At 68.9% G+C, this 25,556-nt stretch carries 21 protein-coding genes; 13 read left to right on the forward strand and 8 right to left on the reverse strand.

Features of this window, described 5'->3' with window-relative positions; translation table 11 throughout:
* Positions 1–9 precede the first annotated feature (9 nt).
* From E7T09_RS07660 to E7T09_RS07690, 6 genes are all read left to right on the forward strand, one after another.
* Positions 10–1,161: an acyl-CoA dehydrogenase family protein gene (locus E7T09_RS07660; protein WP_136388602.1), complete on the forward strand. Its 1,152-nt coding sequence runs from the start codon at positions 10–12 to the stop codon at positions 1,159–1,161.
* Between the two features lie 64 nt (positions 1,162–1,225).
* On the forward strand, positions 1,226–2,353 hold the full coding sequence (locus tag E7T09_RS07665; RefSeq protein WP_136388603.1) for a type III polyketide synthase: 1,128 nt from the start codon (positions 1,226–1,228) through the stop codon (positions 2,351–2,353).
* Positions 2,353–3,069 (forward strand): class I SAM-dependent methyltransferase, encoded by a 717-nt coding sequence (locus E7T09_RS07670; RefSeq protein WP_136388604.1) that lies wholly within the window; start codon positions 2,353–2,355, stop codon positions 3,067–3,069. Before E7T09_RS07665 ends, E7T09_RS07670 begins: the two co-directional genes overlap by 1 nt.
* Positions 3,062–4,207 carry an NAD(P)/FAD-dependent oxidoreductase gene (locus E7T09_RS07675; protein ID WP_136388605.1) on the forward strand — a complete coding sequence of 382 codons (1,146 nt, stop codon included), beginning with the start codon at positions 3,062–3,064 and terminating at the stop codon, positions 4,205–4,207. The genes E7T09_RS07670 and E7T09_RS07675 overlap by 8 nt, the downstream gene beginning before the upstream one ends.
* Positions 4,208–4,457: 250 nt before the next feature.
* Positions 4,458–6,698: a helix-turn-helix domain-containing protein gene (locus E7T09_RS07685; RefSeq protein WP_168734753.1), complete on the forward strand. Its 2,241-nt coding sequence runs from the start codon at positions 4,458–4,460 to the stop codon at positions 6,696–6,698.
* A gap of 475 nt (positions 6,699–7,173) precedes the next feature.
* Positions 7,174–8,568: an endo alpha-1,4 polygalactosaminidase gene (locus E7T09_RS07690; protein ID WP_240741678.1), complete on the forward strand. Its 1,395-nt coding sequence runs from the start codon at positions 7,174–7,176 to the stop codon at positions 8,566–8,568.
* 67 nt (positions 8,569–8,635) lie between these two features.
* Here E7T09_RS07690 and E7T09_RS07695 read toward each other — a convergent pair whose 3' ends face one another.
* The 7 genes from E7T09_RS07695 to pelF all read right to left on the reverse strand — a co-directional run bounded on the left by E7T09_RS07695 (position 8,636) and on the right by pelF (position 17,363).
* Positions 8,636–9,385, reverse strand: coding sequence for an endo alpha-1,4 polygalactosaminidase (locus tag E7T09_RS07695; RefSeq protein WP_136388608.1), 750 nt, complete (start codon positions 9,383–9,385; stop codon positions 8,636–8,638).
* Positions 9,385–11,505: a hypothetical protein gene (locus tag E7T09_RS07700; RefSeq protein WP_136388609.1), complete on the reverse strand. Its 2,121-nt coding sequence runs from the start codon at positions 11,503–11,505 to the stop codon at positions 9,385–9,387. Before E7T09_RS07700 ends, E7T09_RS07695 begins: the two co-directional genes overlap by 1 nt.
* Entirely contained in the window at positions 11,486–12,421 is a 936-nt protein-coding gene (locus E7T09_RS07705) for an NAD(P)-dependent oxidoreductase (RefSeq protein ID WP_136388610.1), read from the reverse strand. Before E7T09_RS07705 ends, E7T09_RS07700 begins: the two co-directional genes overlap by 20 nt.
* Positions 12,418–13,194 carry a sugar phosphate nucleotidyltransferase gene (locus E7T09_RS07710; RefSeq protein WP_136388611.1) on the reverse strand — a complete coding sequence of 259 codons (777 nt, stop codon included), beginning with the start codon at positions 13,192–13,194 and terminating at the stop codon, positions 12,418–12,420. Before E7T09_RS07710 ends, E7T09_RS07705 begins: the two co-directional genes overlap by 4 nt.
* A 148-nt stretch (positions 13,195–13,342) precedes the next feature.
* Complete coding sequence (locus tag E7T09_RS07715; RefSeq protein WP_136388612.1) at positions 13,343–14,338, reverse strand: GDP-mannose 4,6-dehydratase; 996 nt, start codon at positions 14,336–14,338, stop codon at positions 13,343–13,345.
* A 119-nt stretch (positions 14,339–14,457) separates the two neighbouring features.
* Positions 14,458–15,849: a hypothetical protein gene (locus tag E7T09_RS07720; RefSeq protein ID WP_136388613.1), complete on the reverse strand. Its 1,392-nt coding sequence runs from the start codon at positions 15,847–15,849 to the stop codon at positions 14,458–14,460.
* Positions 15,846–17,363, reverse strand: coding sequence for a GT4 family glycosyltransferase PelF (gene pelF, locus E7T09_RS07725; protein WP_136388614.1), 1,518 nt, complete (start codon positions 17,361–17,363; stop codon positions 15,846–15,848). Before pelF ends, E7T09_RS07720 begins: the two co-directional genes overlap by 4 nt.
* A 370-nt stretch (positions 17,364–17,733) precedes the next feature.
* Here pelF and E7T09_RS07730 point away from each other — a divergent pair, with 370 nt between their 5' ends.
* The 6 genes from E7T09_RS07730 to E7T09_RS07755 all read left to right on the forward strand — a co-directional run bounded on the left by E7T09_RS07730 (position 17,734) and on the right by E7T09_RS07755 (position 23,811).
* The gene (locus E7T09_RS07730) at positions 17,734–17,943 is read left to right on the forward strand and encodes a hypothetical protein (protein ID WP_136388615.1); all 210 of its coding nucleotides are present in this window, start codon (positions 17,734–17,736) and stop codon (positions 17,941–17,943) included.
* 221 nt (positions 17,944–18,164) lie between these two features.
* Positions 18,165–19,685 (forward strand): sugar ABC transporter ATP-binding protein, encoded by a 1,521-nt coding sequence (locus tag E7T09_RS07735; RefSeq protein ID WP_136388616.1) that lies wholly within the window; start codon positions 18,165–18,167, stop codon positions 19,683–19,685.
* Positions 19,672–20,691, forward strand: coding sequence for an ABC transporter permease (locus E7T09_RS07740; protein WP_240741679.1), 1,020 nt, complete (start codon positions 19,672–19,674; stop codon positions 20,689–20,691). The genes E7T09_RS07735 and E7T09_RS07740 overlap by 14 nt, the downstream gene beginning before the upstream one ends.
* Positions 20,692–20,766: 75 nt before the next feature.
* Complete coding sequence (locus tag E7T09_RS07745; RefSeq protein WP_136388617.1) at positions 20,767–21,717, forward strand: ABC transporter substrate-binding protein; 951 nt, start codon at positions 20,767–20,769, stop codon at positions 21,715–21,717.
* A 56-nt stretch (positions 21,718–21,773) separates the two neighbouring features.
* The gene (locus E7T09_RS07750; protein WP_136388618.1) at positions 21,774–22,520 is read left to right on the forward strand and encodes a glycosyltransferase family 2 protein; all 747 of its coding nucleotides are present in this window, start codon (positions 21,774–21,776) and stop codon (positions 22,518–22,520) included.
* 22 nt (positions 22,521–22,542) lie between these two features.
* Positions 22,543–23,811: a glycosyltransferase gene (locus tag E7T09_RS07755; RefSeq protein WP_136388619.1), complete on the forward strand. Its 1,269-nt coding sequence runs from the start codon at positions 22,543–22,545 to the stop codon at positions 23,809–23,811.
* Here the strand turns inward: E7T09_RS07755 and E7T09_RS07760 are convergent.
* On the reverse strand, positions 23,796–24,320 hold the full coding sequence (locus E7T09_RS07760; protein WP_136388620.1) for a hypothetical protein: 525 nt from the start codon (positions 24,318–24,320) through the stop codon (positions 23,796–23,798). The genes E7T09_RS07755 and E7T09_RS07760 overlap by 16 nt on opposite strands.
* Before the next feature lie 71 nt (positions 24,321–24,391).
* Here E7T09_RS07760 and E7T09_RS07765 point away from each other — a divergent pair, with 71 nt between their 5' ends.
* Positions 24,392–25,549, forward strand: a complete 1,158-nt coding sequence (locus E7T09_RS07765; RefSeq protein ID WP_136388621.1) for an ABC transporter permease — start codon at positions 24,392–24,394, stop codon at positions 25,547–25,549.
* Positions 25,550–25,556: the final 7 nt, after the last annotated feature.

Raw genomic sequence — 25,556 nt, forward strand, 5'->3', positions numbered from 1 at the left:
CCTGCCCGCATGGTTGAGTCCGATTTCACTCCCGGTCAGGCCGAGGTGGTTGACCGCGCCGCGTCCGCCATCCGTGAACACGCGTCCGCGTGCGAGGCCGCGCAGGACGTCACCCCGGCCGCCGCGCGGGCGCTGTCGGACAGCGGCTATACCCGCCTGACGCTGCCCGAGGAGGCGGGTGGACTGGGCGCCACGCTGACCCAGTTCGCCCGCGCGCAGCTGGAACTCGGCCGGGCAGACGCCAGCCTCGCGCTGGTCCTGGCGATGCATGGACACGTGACCGGCTCGGCCTTCCAGGGTCGCAGCCTGCCGCCCGCCCTGCTGGACGCCGTGGCCGGCGCCGGCGTGCGCGGCGAACTGCTCAATGCCCTGGCGAGCGAGCCGGAACTGGGCAGTCCGTCGCGCGGCGGGCTGCCGCGCACGGTGGCCGTCCCGGACGGCAGCGGGTTCGAGAGCGCCACCTGGCTGGTCACGGGCCGCAAGACCTGGAGCACGGGCGCGCGGGCGCTGCGCTGGGCGCTGGTGAGCGCGGCCACGCCCGATGGCCGGGTGGGACGCTACTGGATTGATCTCCGTGGCGAGGGCGTGCGGATCGAGCCGACCTGGGTGGACGCCCTTTCGCTGCGCGGCAGCGGCAGCCACGACGTGGTGTTCGATCACGCCCCGGCCGCGCTCCAGGCTCCGCCCGCCGGGGCCCGCCCGGCCGGCAGCGCGTGGTTCTGGACAGCGGTGGCGGCCACCTACCTCGGCGTGGGGGTGGCGGCCCAGGACGCGCTGACGGCCTACGCCCAGGCGCGGGTGCCGACCGCACTGGGTGCCCCCATCGCCACGCTGCCGCGCGTGCAGGAGAATGTCGGGCGCCTCGCCGCCGATCTGCTCGCCGCGCGGACACTGCTGCTCCACGCCACCGCCACCTGGGACGCGGTGACGGACGCCGCCGCCATCCCGCTGATCGGCGCGGCCAAGGCCGTCGCCACGAACGCCGCCGTGAACGCCACGGACCTCGCCGTGCGGACGGCCGGGGGCGGGGCGCTGACCGGCGCGCTGCCGCTGGGGAAACTGCTGCGCGATGCGCGTGCGGGTCTGACCCACCCGCCCGGTGAAGACGCGGCGTTCACCGCGTTCGGCGCCGCGCACTTCAGGGGGATGGATGTCCCTTAAGGCCCCTCCTTCGCCTTAAGAAAGGCGGGCATGTGCGTCAGCTTCGCCCGCTTAGACTGCGCTCATGCCCGTTTTCCTCCATGCCCTGCGCGGGGTGCTGCCCGAAACTGCCTACGCGCAGGCGCGGATCCGTGATGTGATCCGCGCCCAGCCTGAACTCGACCGGCTGGGCCAGCGGCTCACGACCAGTATCTTCAACAACGCGGGCATCGAGACGCGCCACTCCGTCGTGCCAGACTTCGGGCCGCAGGGGGCCGGACTGTTCTACGACCCGCAGACCGAGCGGATGCTCACGCCCAGCACCGGGGTCAGGAACGCGTACTACGTCGAGCACGCCACGCCGCTGTTCCTGGCAGCGGCCCGCGCGGCCCTCGCTGCCAGTCCGCACCTGAAGGCCGCCGATATCACGCACGTGGTCACGGTCTCGTGCACGGGCTTCTATGCGCCGGGGCCCGAGTACGCGATCGTGCGTGGCCTGGGACTGAGTCCGCAGACGCAGCGCTTCCACCTGGGATTCATGGGCTGCTACGCGGCCTTCCCGGCCCTGCGTATGGCCCGCGCCTTCTGCGAGGCCGACCCGGACGCCGTGGTGCTGGTCGTGTGCGCGGAACTGTGTACCATCCACATGCACTCCGTGAATGACCCGGACACGCTGATCGCCAACTCGGTCTTCGCAGACGGCGCGGCGGGCGTGATCGTGTCCGCCAGGACGCCCGCCGCCGGCACGCCCGCCCTGCGCATGGACGGGTTCGGCACCACCCTGACCCCCGAGGGTGTGGGCGAGAAGGAGATGGCCTGGACGGTCGGCGACCAGGGCTACGACATGGTGCTGAGCACCTACGTGCCGGAGATCATCGAGGCGAACATCGGGCCAGTCTTGACCGACCTGCTGACCCATGACCGGGGGCTGGCGGGCGCGGCCAGCGCGCAGGTGCAGCGCTGGGCGATCCATCCCGGCGGGCGGCAGATCCTCGACCGCGTGCAGGGAGCACTGGAGCTGAGTGACGGACAACTTGCGCCGTCCCGTGAGGTGCTGCGCCGGGCAGGCAACATGAGCAGCGCCACCGTGCTGTTCATCCTGCAGGACGTGCTCGCTCAGGGCACGGACGGCGAGCGGGTGGCGGCGCTCGCCTTCGGGCCGGGGCTCACGGTCGAATCCGGGCTGTTCACGATCTGCAGCGGCCTGGACTGATGGGCGCGGAGCGGTGGCCGGGCGGCTGGCGCACGCGGGCCGTGCACCTGCCCGAGATCATGGACGATCCGCAGTGTGATCCGGCGGGACTGGAGCGCACCTACCGGGCCTTCGGCACCATCAATGCCCTGATCGCCGGCTGGCGGCTGGTGTACCGGCGCGACCTGCGCCCGTTCCTGATCCGTCCGGGCGGCGCGACGCTGCTCGACATCGGCTGCGGCGGCGGGGATGTGGCGCGGCACCTGGCTCGCTGGGCAGCCCGGGATCGCCTGCGCCTGCAAGTCACGGCCATCGATGCCGACGGGCGGGCCATCGCCTATGCGCGGGCGCAGGCGCCTGCGGAGAACGTGACATACCGGCAAGCGTTGAGCAGCGACCTGCGCGCCGAGGGACAGCACTTCGACCTCGTGATCTCGAACCACCTGCTGCACCACCTGAATGCCGCCGACCTCGCCTCCCTGCTGGCTGACACCGAGGCGCTGTGCACGGGGCTGGCGGTGCACGGCGACATCGAGCGGCATCCGCTGGCGTACGCGGCGTACCGGCTGGTCACGCCGCCATTGTTTCCAGGCTCGTTCATCCAGGTCGACGGCCTGCGCTCGATCCGCCGATCGTACACGCATGCGGAACTCGCGGCGGCCGCCCCAGTGGGTTGGGTGGCGCGGCGGCAGGTGCCGTTCCGCAACCTGCTGACGTGGCGGGCCCCGCGTGCCTGACACGTGTGAGGTCGCCGTGGTCGGGGGCGGGCCGGTGGGCCTGTACCTCGGGCTGCTGCTCGGCCGGGCGGGGGTGGAGGTGCGCGTGCTGGAACGGCGCCTGGCCGTCAGCACGCATTCCCGCGCGGTAGGCCTCCACCCGCCGGCGCTGGAGGGTTTCGACGAGGTGGGCGGCCTGGGCCGGAGCATGGCCGACGCGGGGATTCGCATCCGCCAGGGCGTGGTGCGCGGTCCGTCGGGCACGCTGGGCACCCTCAGCTTTGCGGGCACGAGTGCCACCCACCCGTACGTGCTGGCGCTGCCGCAGCGGCAGACCGAGACGCTGCTGGAAGACGCCCTCGTCCGGCTGGCTCCAGACGTGCTCCGCCGTGGCGTGACCGTGACTGGTCTGGAGCAGACGGACCGTCATGTCGATCTGCGCGTGGAGGGCACGCGAACCCCTCCAGCTGTCCTGCGGGCCCGGTACGTGGTCGCCGCCGACGGACGGCGCAGCACCGTCCGTGAGGCGGCCGGTCTTCCCTTCCCCGGCCGCACCTACGCGGCGACTTACCTGATGGGCGATTTCCCGGACGTGTCTGCGTACGGCCCGGACGCCGTGATTACCCTCAGTGCCGGCGGTGTGGTCGAATCATTCCCATTGCCCGGCGACCAGCGGCGCTGGGTGGCCCAGACGCCCGAGCTGCTGCCGGAGGCCACGCCCCAGCACCTCGGAGGGATCGTCGCGCAACGCACCGGCCTCCGCGTGCCTGCTGACGAGGCCACGATGCTCAGTGCCTTCGAGGTGCGGCGTCATCTGGCTCCGGGCTTCAGGGCGGGCCGGGTGCTGCTCGCTGGCGACGCGGCGCATGAGGTCAGTCCAATCGGCGGTCAGGGAATGAACCTCGGCTGGCTGGATGCCCGCGACCTTGCACCCAGGCTCGTGGCGGCGCTGGATGGCGACCCGCTGCCCCTCCGCGGGTACGGTGACCTACGGCGGCGATCCGCCCGGCGAGCCGCCCGGCAGGCGGAACTGAACATGTGGCTGGGCCGGCCCCTTCAGGGCCCCGAAGGTCAGCTGCGCGAGCGCATGATGGCTGGCCTGCTCGCCAGTCCGGCGAGCGCGCTCCTGGCCCGGGCATTCACCATGCGCGGCCTGTGACGCGTCGTCCCCGATGTAGACTGATGGCCCCCCGGACTGTGTTGCCTTCTTCCGTGTAGGTGCCAGATCATGCACGTCAGATAAGGGAGTCCAACTTGATGGTGTTCGGTTCGTCTGTGGTTCTGCGCACGTGTGCGCTCTGCTCGACGCCACTCGGCCTGGCGACGGTTCCTGCCAATTCAAATGACTCCCCCGCCGCCTCACGTGGCCAGGCCGGTATCTCAGCGTCCCTGCAGACCACCCGCCGGGCATGCTGAAACTCTACGTGCTGGGCCACACCTACGCCACGCTGGATGGCCGGCCGGTCCGCCTGTCGACCAAATCCCTGGCCCTGCTCACCTATCTGGCGCTGGAGGGCCGCCCCCAGCACCGCGATCACATGGCGGACCTCCTGTGGGATTCAGCGGGCGCCCTGCGGAACCTCCGGGTGGAGCTCAGCCGCCTGCGGCAGCGTGGACTCGACCTGTTCCCACCGGCCCAGCCCATGCTGGAACTGAGTGTCCGCACGGACCTCGATGACTGGCTGGCCTCGGACGGCGACGTGGGTGAGGCGCAGTTGAGTACCTGGCTCGCGGTGGCCTCGACCCCAGCCCTGGGCGGCCTGGACGATGTGGGCACCCTGGCGTTCCGCGCGTGGCTGGATGCCCGGCGGGCCCTGATCGGTCAGGTGATCGAAGAACACCTGGTCAGCGTTCGCGCCCGCCTGCTGGAACGCGGAGGCCCGAGGATCAGGATGATCGAGGCCCAGATGCAGCGCCTGGAGATTCCCGTGGCGCCCCTGGTCGCCCCACCGGCGCCAGCGCCTTCTGCGCTGATGTTCGAACGCCCGGAGGTGCAGGCCCGGCTGCTGGACGCGCTGGGACGGGCCGGGACGGCGCCGCATCTGATCCTCGTGGAGGAGCGGGCCGGTTCGGACGTCCGAGACCTGATGGCGGAGGTGGCCGTCCGGGCCGGCTGGCAGCTGCTGGAGGTCAAGGCCTCCTCGGACGCCGAGCTGATCGCGTCGGTTCTGGAACGTCAGCTGTCCGGGCTGGAACCCATGGGTGACACCCCTTCTGACCCGGCCACATCAACGCGGACAGAAGGGGTGGGAAGGTCATTGCGCCGCTCCTGGGCGCGCCTGGTGGCCCGTGGTCTGAAACTGGCCGTGGCGATCCAGGTGGATTCCTGGCTGTCCGAGGCGACGGTCGAGAGCGTGCACTACGCGATGGGCCTGCCTGGGCCGCTCGCCATCGTGCTTTACGGGGCTGGGAGTGTCGACCAGTTCCACCAGCATGACCTGGCGGCCATCGACCAGCGCCGCGTGATCCGGCTGCCGATTCCGCCCCTGGGTGTGGGGGAGATCCTGGCGGTGCTCAACCGGGTCGAACGCACCCTCGACCCGGAGCAGCGGCTGGCACGGGCGACCATGATCGCCCAGGAGTCCGAGGGCTGGGAACTGTTCGCCCGCTCGCTCATCTCTCAACCCTCCGATCTCACCGGGCCGGTGTCCCTGCCCGGTGAAATTCGGGAGGCCCTTCTGGCCGATGTGGCCTCGCTCGGGCCTGCACTCCGGAGTGCCCTGGCCAAACTGGCGACGGTCCACAGCCCGTTCGACCTGGACATCGCCCGGCTGCTGGTCGGTGAGGACGCGGCGGGTGTCCTGGATGAAGCCGAGCGGCGTGGCCTGCTGGTCACGGCCGCCGCCCAGGAAGTGGTGACCATGCCGCTGCTGCGGTACCAGTCGAGCGATCAGGATGATCAGCTGACGCTGGCGAGCGAGCCGCTTCGGGCGGCGCTCTCCGGAACGCTCACAAGTACCGAGCGGCGCGCGCTGCGGACGAAACTGGCCATGTTTCATCTCAATACCCGGCCGGACGCCGGTCTGGCGCTGTACTACGCCCAGCGATCCGCCCGGCCGGATCTTGCGGAGGCGGCGCAGGGCTTGCTGGCGAAGACCCCGCCGGGACAACGGATGGCGAGGCCCATGGTGGGGACGCCCTCCGGGCATCAGGCCCATCCCCGGCTCACGGACGTGCAGCGTCTGGAGCGTCGAACCGGGAACGGGTACCGGGTCGTGCTGGAGGGTGGCCAGCTTCAGGTGCTGCGCTACGGCGTGCACACGCGGGCTCCCCTGCTGCGTCTGCGCTGGTCGAGCGTGCCCGCTGGCGAGTGGCAGTTCGTGGGCCGGATCGACGTGTTCCGTGAAGCGCCGGAGCTGGGCCGGACGACGTCAGCGTTTGCGGTGGGGGTGCAGTTCCCGGACGCCCCTCTGGCGATGTACAGCACGGAGGCCATCTGGGTGGCGCCGGACCGGGCCGATCGCCCGGCAGGTGGTCAGGTGCCTCTGGGCCGCTGGTTCAGGCTCTCTGGCCGCAGTGAGGGTGGTGCGGTCGAACTGCAGGTGCGCGGCCTCGATGTGGCCCTGACCGTGGCCCTGTGGCATTCGGGTGGACAGACGCTGATTCCCGTTCCGGGACTACCGGGCACAGCAGGTTCAGGGGTACGGTAGACCACTCAAAGGGATGGCGCTGTTACCTTTAGAAAACCTTAATCCGTTCTGACCCTTGGTTCTAACACGTCCAGGCCCTGTGAAGTCGCGCGTCCTTGGACTGACCTGATCTTCCTGAAGGTGATGAGTGAGTCTAAGGATCAGAGCAGTACGTCACCGCTTCATGCCTCGGGGCATCGTTCCACATTGAACGGAGTGAGGGTCAGCGGTCGGATGCACTGGGGGCACCCGACCGGGGGGACTCTCATTTATGAAAATCAGGTGTAGATGAGATGAAGATCCCCTAAGGACAGCTGAAGGCCGTTCAGGTGCTTCTTTATAGGCACCCCGAATGTCAATAGATTACGAACGACTCATATCATGAGGGTGAAGAATGACACGAAATACTCAGCAATTGAATTTGGCAAGACCACCCATTATTTGATGTCGGTTTTTTAATACAAGCTGGGCGCCAATGACCGTTAACCTGCCGCCCATGAAAAGAAGTCTCCCCCTGTGCCTCACCCTGTTGACCGCACTGATCAGTGCCTGTGGTCAGCAGAACGCCTCTCAGCCAGCCGCGAGCACTCCTGCCAGCGTGAGTCTTGAGGCCACCACCGAACTGTCCAGCCTGACGGTCGTCAATCCCGGGACGCAACAGGGCGCCGTCACCGTGAGCGACTCTGCCGCCACCGGGGGCACAGCGATTCAGCTCAAGGCGGTGGGCAGCAGCGTGGCCTTCGCCCTGCCGTCCACCTTCCAGTCGGGAGACACCTCTGTCAGCATCCGGGCCCGCGGCGTCTCGGATCAGGGTTCGCCGGTGGTCAGCCTGATGCGCGGCACCCAGGAACTCGCCCGCAAGACGCTGAAGAGTGCCACCTACACGACCGTGTATTTCGGCCACTTCATGTTGAAGACCGGGGACACGCTCAGCGTTCGGCTCGTCAACGGCGACTCTGCAACGCGCCGGGCCGCCGTGGTGGATTACCTGAGTTTCGTCCCGAAAACCAGTCCGGCGCCAGCACCGGCTCCTGCACCAGCTCCCACCCCGACACCCACTCCAACGCCAACCCCGACACCCACCCCAACGCCAGCGCCGGCCCCTGCGCCCACGCCCTCCGGCATTCACCTGCCGCCGACCGGCAAGGTCAGCTGGGACTGGCAGATCGGAGCCGGCAGTGATTCTCAGATCACAGCCCCATCCGGCACCGCCCTCCTGGACGTCGACGGGTTCGGCACGAGCGCCGCGAAGGTCGCGCAGCTCAAAGCGCAGGGCCTGTATACCGTCTGCTACCTCGATGTCGGCAGCTACGAGCCCGGCCGCCCCGACTCCAGTCAGTACCCGTCCTACCTGAAAATCCAGCAGGATCCCGACTGGCCCAGCGAATACTTCCTGGACGTGACGGATGTGTTCAAACCGAATTCGGCGCTGGCCACCATCCTGCGGGCCCGCTTCGCGATGTGCAAGGACAAGGGCTTCGATGCTGTGGAGCCCGACAACCTCCAGAACGACGAGAACGTCTCGGGCGGTCGGATCACCACCCAGCAGCAGATCGACTTCAACGGCTGGGTGGCCGATGAGATCCACGCCGCCGGGCTGGCCGCGTTCCAGAAGAACGGCCCGGACAAGATTCTCCTGAAAGACCGCACGGGCAAGATGATGGTCGAGAAGTTCGACGGCATCCTGAACGAGCAGTGCCAGGAATACGGCGAGTGCGCGTCGCTTGCGGAGTACACCAAGCGGGGCAAACTCGCCCTGGACGTCGAGTACAAGTCTGGCCTGTCCCTGAACTGCACGCAGTCCGCCAGCCTGCAGATGAACGCGATGAAACGTGACCTGGATCTCGTCGGCCCCTCGATGTCCGGCTATTCCCGCCAGACCTGCAACTGAGCCTCCTCACAGCAGCACACGCCCATCACGTTCGGGGCGTGTGCTGCTGTGGTTCATTCGGTGGGTCTTAAATCTGGGTCAGATCGCGGTTGCTGATGAAGGTGGACACTCCCAGCCGGGTGGCCCGACGCCGGGCGAAGCGCCGCAGCGCCGGGGTGTCGGCGTAGTCGAGCGCGTAGGCATCGAGTTTCAGCCGCCGCGCCAGATCGAGGAGCCCTTCGGTGTAGGCGAGTTCGTGTCCGTGAAAGGCGTGGTACCCGCCCTGCCACGTGGTCGAGAACGATTCGATCAGAACGCCGTCCACGCAGCCGCGCAGGCGTTCGAGCAGGTCGAAGCCCCGGTTGGCGAGCAGATACCCGCTGCCTGACCATTGCCGGATCTGCCGCACGAGCCGGATCATGGCGCGTTTCTGATACGGGTCGGACGCGGCACTGTCCAAGGTGTCCAGCAGGAAGCCGTCGAAGACCTTGGTGTGGCGTTCCACCTGCGCGTGGATATGTTCGCGCCACGCGGGGTGCCGGACATTCACCCGGCGGGTCTGCCACTCCGGGTGAATGTCATCACTGGTCCACGGAGCGGGGCCACCGTCGTCTTCTCCCAGGCTCAGGTAGGCGAGCACCTCCACGCCACGCGCCTGGAGTCGCGCCACCCGTTCCGGCCAGAAGTGGCCGGGCTGCACCACCACACGCCGGTAGCGGGTGAGGGCCGGGACGAGTTCCGGCCCGTAGTACACCGCCAGCGACCGGTGCCTGGCCGGATCCTCGCGGTCATCCAGCGGCGGAACCAGGTACGTCTGGGGATGCCGGAGTGTGGGCATCAGGGCACAGGGGCCGTGACCGACTGACCGGCCATGAGCGTGAGGGTGCTGATCTTCTGACCGGCGTAGGTCTGGGTGGTGCCCACCGTCACGCCGGTCACGTAGGCGTCGCCACCCCGGGCGGAGGTCAGCGTGACGGTCTTCACCACGCGATCCCAGCGGCCGCTCAGGCCGCTTTTCATGAATGTCGTCCGCGACTTCACGTAGGCTCCCACGGCGTCCCAGCGCAGGGTCTTGAGGGGGAGGGTCGAGTACTTCATGTACTTGGTCAGCAGCGCCGATTCCCAGTCGTAGGCGAGGCTCCGGCCGGTCGCATACTGCCGCAGGTTGTCCTGGTGCATGTAGTGCGGGAAGGCCCCACCACTCAGCAGGTGCGAGAGCGCGATATCCGATTCCTTGTCCTGGATCTCGGTGTAGCTGAGGTTGTGGTCCCAGAAGGGCAGCGTGCCGCCCGGACCGTACACCGAGTTGTACGCGGCCGTCATCTGGGCCGGGGTCGTCACGGAATAAAAGACGTTGGTGGGCCAGCGCGGCACCAGGAAGATGCTGGCATTCAGCGGGTGCACGATGCCGCAGTTCATGCAGGTGGGATCCCACTGCCCGTCCACCGAGTGGTTCGAGGCGAGGTACACGTCACCGGACTTCTGCGCGGCCTGCAGGAAGTTGACGTTCGACGCCTTCAGGCCGTAGTTGGTCTTCGGGCCGTCGCCTGCCGGGTTGTAGTAGCCCAGGCCGGACATGTCGCCGGTCACGAGGCTCTTGCGGCTGAGGTTCAGGTCGAGGGTCTGCGCAACGTCGATGTTCGGCTTCAGCTGCGCCAGCGAGTCGGCGTAGTTCAGGGAGTCCATGTACTCGTGCTGGAGGGTATGGCTGACCCAGTCGAAGTCCCACTTCAGGCAGCGGGACATGCTCGTCAGGGGATCCGGGCTGACCACGTTCGGATCACAGCTGGCTGGAGCGCTGGTGTTCGCGCCGCCCCCGTTGAAGACCATGCTGAAGGTGAAGTTGCTGGACACCGAGAAGGCGTTTTGCAGCGCGGTCTGCTGGTTCCTGACGGCCAGCGCGTCGCTGGCGCTGAGGCGGAATGCGTCCGGCTGGATGGTGAGGGTCGTCTCGTTGAACACGTCGCCCGGCAGGAACCAGTCGTCGATGTCGAGCTGGTTGTAGCGGCGGTATTCGCCCACATACACGCCCTTGGTCAGCCAGTTCACGAGGCTGGGGCTGATCAGGGCGCTGTGCAGCAGGTACGGGTTCTGCGCGAAGGTCAGGGCCAGCCGCTCTCGCGTGCCGGTGCCGAAGGTCGCAGTGGAGGTGGCGGCCAGCACGCGCCCGGCCGTGTCGGTCAGCAGGGGCGTGGTCGTGGTGCCAGCCACGGTGGCCAGCGTGGCCGGGTAGTTGTAGGCGTTGCGGATGGGCAGTTGCAGGCCCGCCTTAAGGTCCTTGAACACGGTGCGGCCCGTGGTGGTCATGACCGGATCTGCCGTGGCGGAGGCCACCCCGGCGTCGCGCAGGCCGTAGTCCTCGGGCCAGGTGCTGGGGTAGGTGTACAGCGAGAGCTGACGCGCCTGGTAGTCGGTCTCGTACTGCCACAGCAGGTTCCAGCCCGCCCAGTCCAGCGCGCTCTGCCAGTTGCCGGGGCTGGCCTCGTAGGCGAGGTTACCGGTGGTCAGGATCACGCCCTGGTACTTGCCCGTGCCGTCGGCCGCGACCAGCGTGTCGGCCGTGAACGCTCCGGGGACGCTGGGGTTCACCACGTCGTAGGGCACGCCCGCCTGGTCGAGCATGGTCTGGGCGTCGCTCAGGGCCGAGTCGGTGGACGACGCGGTGAGAATCAGCACGCGCAGCGCCACGACCGCCGTGTTCTGCACGGCGAGGGATCTCAGGGGCGTCGCCACGACCGGTTTCGCTCCTGTCAGTTGACGCAGGGGGGTGAGGGCACGGCCATCGGGCAGTGCAGGCGCCGCGAGCGTCACGGCGTGTGTGCCGCCGCGCGTGGTCGTCCCGCCTGGCACGGCCGCGCCGGACGTCTCAGGCGACGGCGTGGTCGAGCATGCGGCCAGGATCAGGCCGGGCAGCAGGGCACCCAGACGCAGCGAACGTTTAACTTTGGATCGCTTCATGACGGTTCTCCTCACGGCCCCAGGCCGCCGGTGCAGGGGTGTCTCCATACCAGAGATCGAGCAGGGCCTCGTCCAGCGTGAAGCGGGGCGCCCAGCCCAGCGCGCGGATGCGTTCCAGGTTGGCCTGCTGCCATGCCACGGCGGCCGACCGCTGCGACGCGGGCGCGGTCTCGGTGACCTCGCCGTGGTAATCGGCCAGCCGCGCCAGGCCCCGGACAATGTCGCGGGACGGCCGGGCCACCCCGGATCCGACGTTCAGCAGCAGCGGGCTGCGCTCCAGGCGGGCGGCGAACACCGCGGCGCTGGCCACGTCCCGCAGGGCCACGTAGTCTCGGCGGGTGTCCAGCGACCCGAAGGTCACGCTGGGCGTGTTCTGGCTGGCAGCCGAACGGATCAGTTCAGCCGCCCGGCCCGGCAGCGTGGCCCCACTCTGACCGGCCCCGACCGGGTTGAAGACCCGCAGCACCACGCCACGCAGCTGACCGCCCTCGCAGGCCTGACGGACGCGTTGGGTTCCCGCCAGTTTGCTCATGCCGTAGCTGCTCTGTGGGGAAGCCAGCGCGTGCTCGCTGACGGGCACGTCCGGCTCGGTCAGGCCGTATTCGGCGGCAGAGCCCAGGTGCACCAGCCATGGCCGCCGTGGACGACGTTCCAGGGCCTCGATCAGGCGGCCCACGAGCTCGGCATTCTGCGTAAACAGCGCCTCATCGTCGCCCACCGTGGCTCCGGCTGCGTTGACGACCACGTCCGGATCCATCCCGAGCACCGCGTCCCAGTCGTCGGCGCTGGCTGTCGCCAGATCCACTTCAGCATGGCGCGGCCCCAGGTGCGTCTGCAGATCCGGGTGATCACCCAGCTCACGGACGATGGCCCGCCCGATAAAGCCGGTGGCCCCGAGCAGCAGCACGCGTTTCATTGGACGGCCTGCGCTCCGAAGGTCTCGAGGGGAATGGTCGGCTGCTCGGGCGTCTGGTCGTGCAGGCCGGGCATCAGCAGGTCAATGTACTTCGCGAATTCCTCGTTGGCGCGGTCGTAATCGTCGGGCCGGCCGATGTCCAGCCAGTAACCCCGGAAGGCGTAGCTGGCGGGCCGTTCACCCCGGGAGAGCAGGTCGAGGATCAGCTGGTCGAAGCCGAAGGGCTGCCCGGCCGGGTACCGGGCCAGCGTGGAACGCGTGAAGCCGTAGATGCCCATGCTGACCATGAAGTCGAAAACCGGTTTTTCCCGGAATTGCACGATGTTGCCGCCCTGGATGTCCAGCACACCGAATTCGCTGCGAACCTCGCGCGGGTAGGTGGCGACGGTGACGGGCGCGCCGGACGCCACGTGGTCACGCAGCAACGTGCCGTAGTCGAGATCCGTGAGCACGTCGCCGTTCATGACCAGGAAGTGTTCCGGCAGGCGATCCAGAGCGCCCAGCATGGGACCGATGGTACCCAGCGGCGTGACTTCATCGAGGTAATCGACCTGAATGCCCCAGCGGCTGCCGTCTCCGACGAACGACCGGATCAGATGCCCCATGTGTCCGATGGCCAGGGTGACGTGCGTGAAGCCGCAGTGCGCGAGCTGGTGGAACACGACCTCCAGGATGGAGTAGCGGTCGCCAATCGGCACGAGCGGTTTGGGAACACAGGTGGTGTAGGGGCGCAGACGGGTTCCTTTGCCTCCAGCCATGACTACTGCGTGCATATCGTTCTCCTTCGACCAGTGGACAGTGCGGTGGACGGTGGCGTGATGGTCGGTGCGGCGGTGGACGGACATCGAGCGGATTGAATTTGGAGCGGTGCGGCCCCATACGGACCCCTATGAGCCGCAGTCACAGCGTGTGGCTGTCGGCTCAGATGGCGTACTGGCCGGGGCGATAGTGGGCCAGGTTCGCCGGGTTCAGGAACCACTCGCTCGTGCGTTCCAGGCCGGTGTGTAGCGTGTAGGCGGGCTGCCAGCCGGTCAGCTGCCGCAGTTCGCTGCTGTCGCTGATCAGTCGCATCACCTCGGAGGCGTCCGGGCGCATCCGCGCGGCCTCCTGCTGCACTTCGACCCGCGCGCCCATGACGTCCGCGATCGCCTCGACCAGCGCGCCCACCGACACCTCGACGCCGGTGCCGGTGTTCAGGGTGCGGCCCAGCACCTTCGGTGCCGGGGCGGTGCCCACCGCCAGGAAGGACTGCGCCGTATCCGCGACGTAGTTGAAGTCCCGCGTGGGTTTCAGGGAACCGACCTTGATCACGTCCTGGCGCGCGGCGATCTGCGAGATGACCGTGGGGATCACGGCGCGCGCCGATTGTCTGGGTCCAAAGGTGTTGAAGGGCCGCAGCGTCACGACGGGCAGGCCGAAACTCAGGTGGTAGCTCTCCACGAGCTTGTCGGCCCCCACTTTCGACGCCGCGTACGGCGACTGGGCCTGCAGGGGGTGCGTTTCCTGGATGGGCACCTGCCGGGCCGTGCCGTACACCTCACTGGTCGACGTGTGGATCAGGCGCGGCGTGCCCAGGTCACGGACGGCCTCCAGCACGTTCAGGGTGCCGATCACGTTCGTCTGCACGTAGGAATGTGGCGCCTGGTAGGAGTACGGAATGGCAATCAGGGCCGCCAGGTGGTACACGACCTCCGCGTCCCGCAGGCATTCGCGCACGGACAGTGGATCGCGCACGTCGCCCAGGATGACCTCGACGTCGGCCATGATGTCCGGCGGCAGGTGTTCCAGCCAGCCCCACGAACCGAACGAGTTGTACAGCACCATGGCCCGAACCCGGAAGCCGGCCCGAACCAGGGCCTCGACCAGATGTGACCCGATAAATCCCTCTGCGCCTGTGACTGCGACCAGTGGTTTCATGCACTCCTCCTCTCCCCTGCGGCAGCTCCCCCGAGCTGCCCTGAACTGGTTGTGAACGGTGGTCTGGACGGGCCGATCCACACTGGCCCCGATGAATGTGACGAATGGACGCTCGGCGATCAGCCCAGGTGCCGGACATCCCGGACGGCCAGGGCGCTGAGGAAGAACAGAAGGACGGAGGCAACACCCGCGCCGAGAGCGTAGGCCTGGGTGGCGTCCTGACCGTGCAGGAGCTGCGTCAGCTGGGTGCCCAGCGCCACTCCCCAGACCCCCAGCACCCAGCGCAGCTGGGCGAAGTTGATCAGCAGGCCGCTGAACATCAGCGCCAGACCCATCAGGACATGCCCGAGCAGCAGCGGTGCCGGCAGGGCCGTCATGCCGAGGCGCGGCACCAGCCAGCCGACCACCGCGTAGGCCGCGCCGAGTACCAGCACGTACTGCGAGCAGCGCAGGCCCACCTCGCCGGCCGCACGCCACACGATCCGGCGCAGCGAGGACATCAGGCGCGACTGGCGCCGCAGACCCGCGTGCAGGTGCCGGAGTTGCAGTTCCATCAGGCCCAGGCTGAGGATCAGTGGGGCGACACTCCACGACGCCCCGAGCAGTTCCCCAGCCGGACGCGTGTGGAAGGGATCGAGGAGCACCAGGGACATGCACGCGGCGCACAGCCAGCCGTACAGCATGTGCGGGGTGGCGGCGCGCCAGGACAGGCCCGGCAGCCGTCCTGCGTGGCGCGGTTCGGCACGCGGTGGCAGGGCCGCGAACCCGGCCGGGACGGCCACCGCGATGAACAGCAGGCTGGTCGGGCCACCCGGCACCAGGCCGGGCCAGCGGAGTTGCGCGGCCATCCACGCCAGGGCCGGCAGGGCGGACAGCAACAGGGCGGCCTCGCGCCCCAGCACCAACAGGGTCGTGGCGGCGGCCAGATACAGCGAAATGCCCGCCGTGGCCAGCATGACCTGCGGAACATCCTGGTGCACGGCCGTCGCGAGCGCGGCGGCCACCAGCACGCTGAATGCGGCCGCACCGAGGCCCACCGCGCGCAGGCGGCGATGGGCTTCCACCTGGTTCGAGCTGAGCACGACGTACCCGAGGTAGGCCATGCCCTGCATCCAGCCCCAGCCGAACAGCGTGGCGACGAGCAGACCCAGACCCGCTCCCTCGTACACGCCGCCCGACACGGCCAGGGCGTGCGGCGTCCAGAGGGCCGGCAGCAGGTAGATCACGCCGCGCAGCAGGTTCTGCCACGAGGGGCTCTGCGGGCCGGGCACCACGAAGGGCTTTGGGCTGGCGCGGTGCGGCACCATGGCGTACAGCAGTTGGGCGCATTCGAACACGCTGTCCTGTCCGTACCGTTCGCGGACCACCTTGTCCGTCAGCCCTTCGGCTTCCAGGATGGCGGCCAGTTCCAGCGGCTGCACGGCCCCCACACAGGCCGAATCGATCTGGCGCGACAGTTGGGCGAGCGGCTCCAGGGAACGCCGTTCCGGGCCAGCGGTCACGCCGGTCATCCCAGGGCTCCGACCAGGGGTTGGCCTGGCGTGCCGTCCAGCAGGGCACCGCGCACACCAGCGTGACCGACCAAGGAGGTGCCCGCCTGCGCCACCAGCGGGTAGATGCGGCGGTACACGCTCAGGAAACTGTCGAGGGTGAATTCGCTCAGCACCCGGTTGCGCGCCGCCCGTCCGAGATCCGTGCGCAGGCGAGCGTCACCCAGGAGCCGCAGACTGGCCTGCGCGACGGCGCCGGGATCGCGGGAGGGCACGACCAGGCCGGTATCGCCCACCGCCTCGGTCACGCCACCGACGTCCGTGGACACCGTGGCGCGGCCGACGGCCATGGCCTCGATGAGGGTGTAGGGAAAGCCTTCGGAAATGCTCGTCAGGGCCACCAGGTGCCCGGCGTGGTAGGCGTCCACGACGTCCTCGACCCGGCCCTCGAAGGTCGCCTGGGCGCTCAGGCCGAACTGGTCGATGAGGTTCTGGCAGTGGCGGGCGTAGCCCTCGTTGCCCCGGGGCGTGCTGCCGAACATCCTGAGTTTGGCGTTCGGCATGTGCGTGTGCACCTCGCCGAAGGCGCGGATCAACGTCTCGAGATCCTTCAGCGGATCGACCCGCCCCACCCAGCTGATGGTCGGGTCGGACGGCTCGGTCACGGCCGGCGGGAAGAAGTCCGGGTTGACGCCGTTGTAGACCGCGCGGATGCGGTCTGCCTGCGCGCCCTGGATGACTTCCCACCGCTCGTTGAAGTGCGAGCCGGGGGTGATCAGGTCGGCCATCTCGTACGAGGCCGCGCTGAGTTGCTGGTAGAAGCGCAGCAGGAAGGATTTGAACGCCGGTGTGTGCCCGCTGTACCGCAACTCCAGGTAGCGTTCGCGCAGGTACACCCCGTGTTCAGTCAGGACGAAGGGCGTGCCGTGCCGCCACTTGCTGGCGAACGCCACGAGCGGACTCAGACCGCCGGACGTGGCGTGGCAGACCGACGCGACGGGCGGGCGACACGACAGCGGCCTCAGGAAGTGTTCCAGCCAGACGTGCGCCTGGAGTGCGTCCGCCAGCGTGGGTTTCAGGAGCAGACCGTCGGCGCGTTTGGCGTCTGTGGTTCGGTCACCGGCCGAGACCCGCCACATCTCGAACAGCTGGGCCGCTTTCTTCCCGGTGTCCAGGCCACGTGACAGCGAGCCGCGCTGGGCGTACTCGAACAGGCGCCGCAGGGCGCTAAGAAACATCCCGGGCCGGTTCGAGGCCATGAACAGGCTGTACAGCAGCTGTCCGTAGCCCTCGTGCAGGTCGGTGGAACGTACCCATCCCCGGGGCGCCGCCGGCTGGTCGGCCCAGAGGGGCACGTTGACGACCGACGTGACGTTCGCGGGAAGGTTCAGGGCACGTGCATCCATCGGCATACCGGTAATGGCGTAGACGTCGAAGGCGTGCTCCGGCAATCCGGCGATCAACTGTTCACACCACACGCTGACCCCACCTTGCATGTGGGGATACGTGCCTTCACACAGCAGTGCAATGCGCATTCCCTCCGCTCCTCTCCCTTCCTGCTGAACCCTGTACTGGCCGAGCCCCCGCTCCTCCAGACCTGGGATATGGCATGTGATCCCTGGTACTCCTGAACCGGCGACGAAGATCCACGGTCGACCATGAGATCGTCCGGAATCCTGGCTGAACCCCCGGTAAATAGACCCTAAGGAAATGGTGGGTTCAGCCGCGTTACAGCTCATGAAATGCCGCTTCAGTTCCGCTGCTCCTGCCATCTGGCCACACCGGCTCCACTCCACGAATGTGCCGTCCAGCACAGCTTCCATGCTTATTATTAGAATAATGATGAAACCTTTAAGTCACTTGCGTCCGACCGTGCGGCCGGGTTCAACTTGCTACGGTGGACGCATGACTGAGAAGGTGAGCCTGAGCAGCAGTGACTTCCAGACGAGGGCCCTCGAAATCGCCTCCGACCTGTCCAGCATTGGTGCGCTCGACCATGGGGGCAAACACGGTGAGGAGTGGGCCCGTGCGCGCGCCGCCTACATTCGTGAACTGTATGAGATTCTGACCAGTCCCTCGGGTGAGGATCGCGGCGAACCGAATCCACGCCCCTGAAATCGGAGGGCGGAGTGGCGGTAACGGCCGGGGCCTTCCAAAGCTCAGGCGCCGCGCTGTGGTGCCGCCTGAACCGTGATGTGTTGCCGCGCATCCCGACTTGACCGGCTCCGGCCCGGCTCCTAGATTGAGGACACCGCCACCGCTGGACGAGGAGTGTCTTCCCATGAATGCCCAGGACCAAACCGAGTCCATGATCTGCCGCTGGTTCCGCAGCTGTCATGACTGAGCACGCGCCCGCCGGAGTGGCTGTCCGCTTCGAGGGTATCTCCAAGACCTTCGGGGAAATCGAGGTGCTTCACGACGTGACCTTCGGCGTGGCTGGCGGCACCATTCACGCGCTGCTGGGCGAGAATGGTGCCGGGAAGAGCACCCTGATGAAAGTGCTGGGCGGCTACCATGCTCCCACGCACGGCACTGTTGTGCTCGACGGCGAGCCGATGGCCTTTCGCAGCAGCCGCGACGCTGAGGCGCAGGGCGTCGTCCTGATCCACCAGGAATTCAATCTCGCGGAAGACCTCACGGTCGCTCAGAACATCTACCTGGGCCACGAGCTGGGAGGCGCGCTGCTGGACGACGCGGCCATGCGGCGGGGCGCACTGGACGTGCTCGGGCGACTGGAAGTCAGCCTCGATCCGGACACGCGGGTGCGGCACCTGGCGGTGCCCATGAAACAGCTCGTCGAGATCGCGCGGGCGCTCTCCCGCCGGGCACGGGTGCTGATCATGGACGAGCCCACGGCCGCGCTGACCCCCCACGAGACGGACACGCTGTTTGCCCTGATGCGCAGACTGCGTGACACCGGGGTCACGATCCTCTATATCAGCCACAAGCTCGACGAGGTGAAGCTGGTGACCGACCGGGTCACGGTGCTGCGCGACGGTCAGGTGGTCAGCACCAGCGACACCGCCGACCTGAGCACCGCGCAGATGGCCAACGCCATGGTGGGCCGGGATCTGGAGGACATGTACCCGGCCCGGCAGCCGCCCGGCGCCGAGGAGCTGCTGCGCGTGGAGGGGCTCGACGTCCCCGGCTGGGCCCAGGACATGTCATTCACGCTGCGGCGGGGCGAGATCCTGGGGTTCGCCGGCCTGGTCGGGGCCGGGCGGACCGAGAGCATCGAGGGCCTCCTGGGCCTGCGACCGCACCGGGTGCGGAACGTCCTGGTGCGGGGCCGCTCGGTGCATCTGCGCTCCCCGGCAGACGCGGCGCGGGCGGGGGTGGTGTACCTGAGTGAGGATCGCAAGGGCAAGGGCCTGCACGTAGACTTCCAGCTGCGGCCAAACCTGACCCTGATGACCCTCGAGCACTACGCCAGACCCCTGCTGGACACGCGCGCCGAGGAGGGCGCACTGCGCCGCGCCGCGCAGACCTTCGGCATCCGCACCGGGCGGCTGGACGTACCAGCAAGCAGCCTGTCGGGCGGCAACCAGCAGAAGCTGGCGCTGGCCAAGATCCTGGAGGTGCAGCCGGAGGTGGTCATCCTGGACGAACCGACGCGGGGCGTGGACGTGGGCGCCAAGCAGGAGATCTACGCGCTGGTGGGCAACCTGGCCCGGCAGGGCAAGGGCGTGGTCGTGATCAGTTCCGAGCTGCCCGAACTGCTGGGCCTGTGCCACCGCCTGCTGGTCATGCACGAGGGCCATGTGGTTGGCGACCTGGACACGGGCGGCCTGAGCGAGCAGGACGTCATCCAGTACGCGACGGGGCTGCGCGGCCGGGAGACCCGTGTCTCAGCCTGACCCGCGCGCCGTGCCGTCGGGGCCGGCCCCGGCCGCCGCGCCGGCACGCGCCGTCCTGACCCGCGTCGCGTCGCTCGGGCCGCTGCTGGGCCTGCTGGCGCTGATGGTCGTGGCCACCCTGCTCAACCACGATTTCCTGACGGTGGCGAACCTCTCGAACGTGCTGACGCGCGCGGCCTTCAGCGGGATCATCGCGGTCGGCATGACCTTCGTGATCATCTCCGGCGGCATCGACCTGTCGGTGGGCTCGATGGCGGCCCTGATCGCGGGCTCGATGATCCTGATCATGAACGCCCTGAGCACCACCCTGGGTCCAGGCGTACTCACCATCGCGCTGGGGATGCTCGCCGCGCTCGCCATCGGAGCGCTCGCCGGCCTGTTCCATGGCACGGTGATCACGCGCGGGCGGATCGAGCCCTTCATCGTCACCCTCGGCACGCTGGGTATCTACCGCGCGGTGCTCACGTACCTCGCGCAGGGCGGCGCGATCTCGCTCGACCAGGGCGTGGGCGACCGCTACGGCCCGGTGTACTACGGCTCCGTCCTGGGCATCCCCATTCCGATCCTGGTGTTCACGGCGGTGGCGCTGCTGGGCGGGCTGATCCTGAACCGCACGCGCTACGGGCGGTACGTGCAGGCCATCGGCAGCAGTGAACAGGTCGCGCGCTACGCGGCCATCGACGTCACCGGCATCAAGATCCTGACCTATGTGCTGCTGGGCGTGTGTGTGGGCCTCGCCACCATCCTGTACGTGCCCCGCCTGGGCAGCGCCACACCGTCCACCGGTCTGCTGTGGGAGCTGGAAGCCATCGCGGCCGTCATCATCGGCGGCACCGCCCTGAAGGGGGGCTCCGGGCGCATCTGGGGCACGGTGGTGGGCGCTATCCTGCTGGTGACCATCGAGAACGTCCTGAACCTCACCAACATCATCTCCGTGTACCTGAACGCGGCCGTCACCGGCTTCGTCATCATCGGCGTCGCGTTCTTCCAGCGTGGCCGCCGCTGAAGGGAGTTCCATGACCTGAGCATGCCGTCGGCTGCACCGTCCACCCTCCGTTCCCGCCCTGCCAGGAGACCCGCCATGACACACCTGACCCGCCTGACCGCCCTGTCTTTGTTCCTCGCCGCTTCCCCTGCCCTCGCGCAGGCCAAACAGATCATCGGGGTGTCGATTCCCTCCGCAGACCACGGCTGGACGGCGGGCGTCGTGTACCACGCGAACCAGGCCAAGGCCATGCTGGAGAAGATGTACCCGAACGTGCAGATCATCGTGAAGACGGCCAAGGACAGCAACGAGCAGGCCAACCAGATCCAGGATCTGCTGACCGTGAACAAGATCAATGCCCTGGTAATCCTGCCGCAGGAGAGTGCTCCGCTGACCCGTCCGGTCGCGGCGCTGAAGGCCAAGGGCGTGTTCGTGACCGTGGTGGATCGCGGCCTGACCGACCCGAAGGCGCAGGACGCCTACGTGGCCGGCGACAACACGGCCTTCGGCCGGGTGGCGGGCGAGTACTTCGTGAAGCAGTTCGGCTCAGGAGGCGCGAACGTGGTCGTGCTGCGCGGCATCCCCACCGTGATCGACAACCAGCGGGTCGACGCCTTCAAGGCGGCCGTGGCGAAGAGCCCCAGCATCAAGATCCTGGACGCCAAATTCGGCAACTGGAACCGCGACGACGCCTTCAAGGTCATGCAGGACTACCTGACGCGCTTCCCGAAGATCGACGCCGTATGGGCCAGTGACGACGACATGGCGGTCGGAGTGATCAAGGCCCTGGAGCAGGCCAAGCGCACGGACGTGAAACTGGTGCTCGGCGGCGCCGGCATGAAGGAGGCCATCAAGAAGGTCATGGACGGCGACAAGCTGATGCCGGTGGACGTGACCTACCCGCCCAGCATGATCGCCGACGCGATCCGCCTGACCGTGGAAAGCCGCGTGAAGGGCACGCCGATGAAGGCCACCACCCTGATTCCGTCGGTACTGGTCACACCCGCGAACGCCAAGGACTACTACTTCCCGAACTCGCCGTTCTGAACGGTCGTCGCAGCGGCTGTTGCGCTGCTTAGCCCGCGCGGGCAGGATAGGACGTGATGTCCGATCCTGCCCGTCCCACATTCAGCATCGTCACCCCCACCCACCTGCGGCCGGACCTGCTGCTGCGGACGCTGGCCAGCGTCCAGGCCCAGTCCCTGCCCGACTGGGAAGTGCTGGTGATCGACGACGGCGACGGCAGCGGGATCCGGGCCGCGGCCACCCTGGAGGATGGGCGCATCCGCGCCGTGCCCAACACTGGCACGGGGCAGGTCGCCGCCCGCAACACCGGCCTGCGGCTGGCGCGGGGCCGCCTGATTCACCTGCTCGACGACGATGACCGCTGGGAGGACGACCACCACCTCGCCACGATGCAGGACACGCTCGGCCACCAGAAAGCGCTGGCCCACCGCGCCGGCTGGCTGGTCGAGGAGGACGTCACACCGACCGGGTGGACGGAACGCCGGCGCCGACCGTTCAACCCGCCCACGACGGCCGACTCGCTGCGCCGGGACAATACCCTGCTGGTGTCCGGCGTGGCCTATCCGGCCGCGCTGCATGCCGAGCTGGGTCTGTTCGACGAGCAGGTGGGCCACTACTGGGACTGGGACTGGTGGCTGAGGGTCACGGCCCGGTATTCGCTCCTGGAGGCGCCGGGCCTGGGCGTCCTGATGAGCTGGCGGGGCAGCAACTCGTCAAGCGATCCGGCCGCGCCGTCACGGGTGCGCGATCTGCGCCGCCTGTGCACGAAGCACGACCTGGGCGAGCTTCCGTCGAAGAACCACGACACGGTCTGGCCGGGCTAGTCCCCGCGCTACGCTGGCGGGCATGGCCCGCATCCTGATCGCGTCACAGCCCATCGCGGGGCACCTGCTGCCGCTGCTGCCGGTCGCGCAGGAACTCGCCGGGCGAGGGCATGAGCTGCGCTGGTACACCGGGCGCAAGTACGCCGCCCGGGTGGAGCAGTGTGGGGCCGCCTTCGAGCCGTTCACGCTCGCGCGGGATTTCGATGACCGGGACTTCGGCGCGGCCTTTCCAGGCCGGGACGCGCTGAGCGGCCTGCGACAGGTGCAGTTCGACGTGCAGCACATCTTCGTCGGACAGATCGAGGCGCAGCTGCGCGATCTCCAGGCCCTGTGGCGGGCGTGGCCGTGGGACGTGACGCTGGCGGAGCAGACGCTCAGCGCCGCGCTGCTGCTGGAGGAACTGGGCGGGCCGCCCTGCGCGCTGCTGGGCGTGCTGCCGCTCGGCATCCGCAGCCGCGACACCGCGCCCTTCGGGCTGGGCCTGCCACCCACGCGCGGGCCGCTGGGCCGGGCGCGCAACGCCGCGCTGCACGCGCTCACGCAGCGGCTGGTGTTCGGCGCGGCCGAACGCGACCTGCGCGCCGTATGCCGCACGCTGGGCCTGCCCGCGCGCCCCTTCGGCCCGCCCACCCCGCCCAGCCTGATGCTGCAGGCCAGCGTCCCGGAGTTCGAGTACTCCGTGAGCGACCGCCCCCCGCAGCTGCACTTCATCGGGGCATTGACACCACCAGCACCGCCGGATGTGGCGCTGCCGGACTGGTGGCCGGACGTGGTGACCAGCGAACGGCCCGTGGTGGTGGTCACGCAGGGCACCCTGGCCACCGATCCCCGCGACCTGATCCTCCCGGCCCTGCACGCCCTGGAGGAGGCGCCCGTGCTGGTCGTGGTGGCCGGCGTGCGCAACGTGGCCGCGCTGGGCCGGGTGCCGGACAACGCCCGCACCGCACCATTCCTGCCCTTTGACCGGTTGCTGCCCCACGCCAGCGTGTACGTCACGAATGGCGGGTACGGTGGCGTGCAACTGGCCCTCGCCCATGGTCTACCCATCCTGTCGGCAGGCACCACCGAGGACAAGCTGGAGGTCGGCCGCCGCGTGCAGGTCGCGGGCGTGGGCGTGCGCCTGGGTACCCGCACGCCCACGCCCGCGCAGATCAGGAATGGCGTGCAGCGGCTGCTGGGCGAACCCCACTTCCGCGCGCGGGCCGAAATCCTCCAGGCGGCGCTGCACAGCCACGACGCCCCATGCGAAGCGGCGTCCCTGGTCGAGGGCCTGATTCAGCGGCGCAGCTGACCCCGGTTCAGCCGGGCCCGCAGGGTGCGCTGCAGCATGATCGGATAGGCGTGGAGGCCAGCGCTCAGGATCACCTGCCACAGCGCGGCGTCCCACCAGCGGCGCCGGGCAGCCAGGCCCGCCAGCACCAGGCCCAGGCTACCGAGCAGGGCATGGTTCGTCTCGGCCTCACGGGTCGCACGTTCCAGGCGGGCCAGCGCCGATCTGCGGCCGGTGAAGCCCACGGCCTGCTTCCGGAACCGTTCCCAGCCGAGCAGGCGCAGCAGCCGCATGTACCGATACGCGCCTAGGCGGCGGTACACCACAGCCTCCCAGGGACGCACGCGGAACGCGCGGTGCGCCAGCTCCGGATGCACCGCGGGCAGGGCGTCCACCGCCCAGCGCATCAGGCCGGCGTGCAGAATCACCGCCACGAACGGCCGACGCCAGCCGGTCACGTGGCCCACCAGCGCCGCTGCCCCCAGCGTGAGGATCAGACGCGCCATGACCGCCGGAGGAGGACGCTTCACCCGCCGAGCATAGCGGGACGTTCAGGAGTGGTGGTGCCCGCCCTCACGTCCCGCACCCTAGGCTATGGGGCGTGACTTCCGGCGACCTCCTGATCCTGGCATGGCGCGGCCTAACCCGCCGCCCGGTGCGTACCCTGCTGACCACACTGGGCCTGAGCGTGGCGGTGGCAGGCATGGTGGTGTTCCTGTCGCTGGGCGAGGGCATCCGGCAGGTCTTCACCGGACAGTTCCGCAGTGTGGGGCCGGACGTGCAACTGACGCTGGACGGCGCCCAGAGCGGCCTGCTGCCCCCACCGAACCTGCCCGAGAGCGTCGTGGCGCGGGTGCGTGCGGCGGCCACTCCACTGGGGGCCACGCAGGTGACGCCGGTCGTGACGCTCCTCAAACAGGCCCTCGATCCCACGCAGAGTGCCGTGTACTACGGGCTGCCCGCAGCGCAGGGCATCGGCGCCCTGTTCGAGGGCCTGCAGGCCGCACAGGGCCGGGTGCTGGCCGCCGCCGACGAGGGGCAGCCGGTCGCCGTGCTGGGCCAGAGTGCGGCGCGCAATGCCGGGGCGAGGGTGGGCGGCACGGTGGACGTGCTGGGCACGGCCGTCCGTGTCGTGGGCATTCTGGAGGGCGGCCACGGCCTGAACGACACCTTCACCTTCCTGCCCCTTCGCACCCTGCAACGGCTGTCTGGCGCGCCAGGTCAGGTGTCGCTGGTGGCCGTGACCCTGCGCAATCCGGGCCGGGCCGCGCCGGTCGCCGCGACGCTCGCCCACACGCTGAAGCTGGAGGGACAGACGCGCGGGGACGTGCTCGCGGTCATCAACCGGGCGCTGCGCGTGACGGACGCCGCCCGCATCGGCATCTCCGTCGTGGCGCTGATCGTGGGCGGGCTGGCCGTGGCGAACACGGTCGCGATGGGCGTGTTCGAGCGGGTGCGGGAATTCGGCACGCTGCGCGCCATCGGCGCCCGCCCCGCGTTCGTGCGGGCGCTGGTGCTCACCGAGTCCGCGCTGCTCTCCCTCGCGGCCGGCGCGGCTGGCCTGCTGGTCGGTGTGGCCGGCAACGCGGGCGTGAACGCGTACACGCAGGACCTTGCGGGCATCGATGCGGCGTCCCTCACCCCTGCGCTGGCGCTGGTGGCGCTGGGCGTGAGCCTGGGCCTGGGCCTGCTCGCCGCCCTGATTCCTGCGCGCAGCGCGGCCCGCCTGCCGGTGGTCGAGGCCCTGAGCCGCCTCTGAAGCCGAC

It is taken from the genome of Deinococcus sp. KSM4-11 (assembly GCF_004801415.1).
Taxonomy (GTDB): domain Bacteria; phylum Deinococcota; class Deinococci; order Deinococcales; family Deinococcaceae; genus Deinococcus.